The organism is Paratractidigestivibacter sp. (genome assembly GCF_052362415.1).
Taxonomy (GTDB): Bacteria; Actinomycetota; Coriobacteriia; order Coriobacteriales; family Atopobiaceae; genus Paratractidigestivibacter.
In genome coordinates this window covers 1-1,653 of sequence record NZ_DAWEMK010000083.1, presented here as the reverse complement: position 1 = coordinate 1,653, position 1,653 = coordinate 1, and the positions used below count along the sequence as shown (strand labels likewise).

The 1,653-nt window shown below is 73.2% G+C and carries 1 pseudogene; it reads left to right on the top strand.

From position 1 onward, the window contains the following. Nucleotides 1–1,653 (top strand): annotated as a pseudogene (locus ACT84W_RS08060) (chromosome segregation protein SMC); the annotation flags it as partial.

The following is a 1,653-nucleotide window of genomic DNA, read 5'->3' as shown; positions in this document are numbered from 1 at the left end:
CGCGCCAGCTGAAGCCGCTCGAGCGCCAGGTCGACAAGGCCAAGCGCGCCCATGACCTTCAGGGGCGCCTCCAGGAGCTCACCGTCCAGCTCGCTGTCGACGACCTGCGCCGCCTCCAGGAGCAGTACAACCGCCTGGCCGCGCGCGCCAACGAGGCCGACGCCGCCGTCGAGCTCGCCCAGTACCGCCACGACGAGAAGAGCGCTGAGCTCGAGAAGCTCCAGAGCCTGCTCGAGCAGAAGGGCCTCTTTGTCGGGGACCTCGGCGAGCAGCGCCGCAGGATGCAGGACATCCTCGGCCGCATGGAGTCCGACATGCGCCTTCTGGAGGAGAAGGGCAAGAACATGGTGTCGCGCCTCTCCGAGATGCGCACCCAGCTCTCCACCATGGGCCGCCAGCGCACGGAGGCCTCGGCCGAGCACGAGCGCCTCCGCGGCGAGCTGTCCGATTTGGGCGTGCGCGAGCGCGAGCTGAGGGTGTCGGTCGACGAGCTGCAGCTCAAGTCCCGCGACTGCGCGCGCGTGCGCAAGGACCTCGAGGCCGAGGTCGCTCGGATCTCCGCGGCCGAGCGCAAGGCGCGCGCCGAGGCCGACCGCGAGACGCTCGCCTACGCAAAGCTCGAGGACCAGATCGGCAGCTCCGAGGTCGAGGACGAGATGTTCGCAGACCGCCTGGCGCAGCTCGCGGATACCATCGCGAACTCCGAGGCCGCCATGGAGGAGCGCTCCGAGCGCGAGGCGCGGCTCAAGTCCGGCCTCGAGGAGGCTCGCGCCAAGGTCGCCTCGCTCGCCGACGATATCAACGCGAAGAACAACGAGCTGCAGGCGGCCCGCCGCGCCGAGAAGGAAGCCCGCGCAGCGCTCTCGTCCGCCGAGGCGACGCTGCAGGCGCTGCGCTCCGTCGACGCCCAGGTCGAGAAGGCGAGCCCGCTCGCCGCCAAGCTCGCCGCCGGCAAGGCCGCCGAGGGCCGCGTGGAGTGCCGCCTGGCCGACCTCATCGAGGCAGACGCCGATGTCGAGGGCCTCGTCGAGAAGTTCCTCGGCGACGACCTCGCGGCGCTCGTCGTGTCAGACGCCGGCGCCGCCGCGGCGATCGCCTCCGAGGGCGCCTCGCTCACGGGCGTCGAAGGCCGCGCCACGGTTCTCGCGCTCGACGCCCCGCGCGCCGCCGCGTCCGCCCCCGACGACGTCCCCGGCGAGCCGCTCGTCTCGCGCCTGCGCGTCGCGGACTCCGCGCGCGCCCTCCTGGATGCGCTGCTCGGCGACGTCCGGCTGGTGGCCGATGCCCGCTCTGCCGTGGAGGCGCACATGAAGGCACCGGCGTTCACGTATGTCTCGCCCGATGGGGTGTGCGTGCTGCCGGACGGCCGCGCACATGTGGGCAACGTCCCCTCGAGCGAGTCCGGCGCGCTCGAGCGCAAGCGCCGGATCCGCGCGCTTGACGAGGAGGCCCCGCGCCTGAAGGAGGCGCTCGACGCCGCCGTCGCGTCCGTGGCCGCGCTCGAGGGCGCTATCCAGGGCTCGCGCGACGATCACGCGCAGGCCAAGGGCGAGGTCGCGCGCCTGCAGGCGGAGCTCACCTCCGCCGCCTCCGAGCGCGGCAGGCTGGAGAGCCAGCACGCTGGCGCGCTCTCGGAGCGCGCGCAGGTGACCC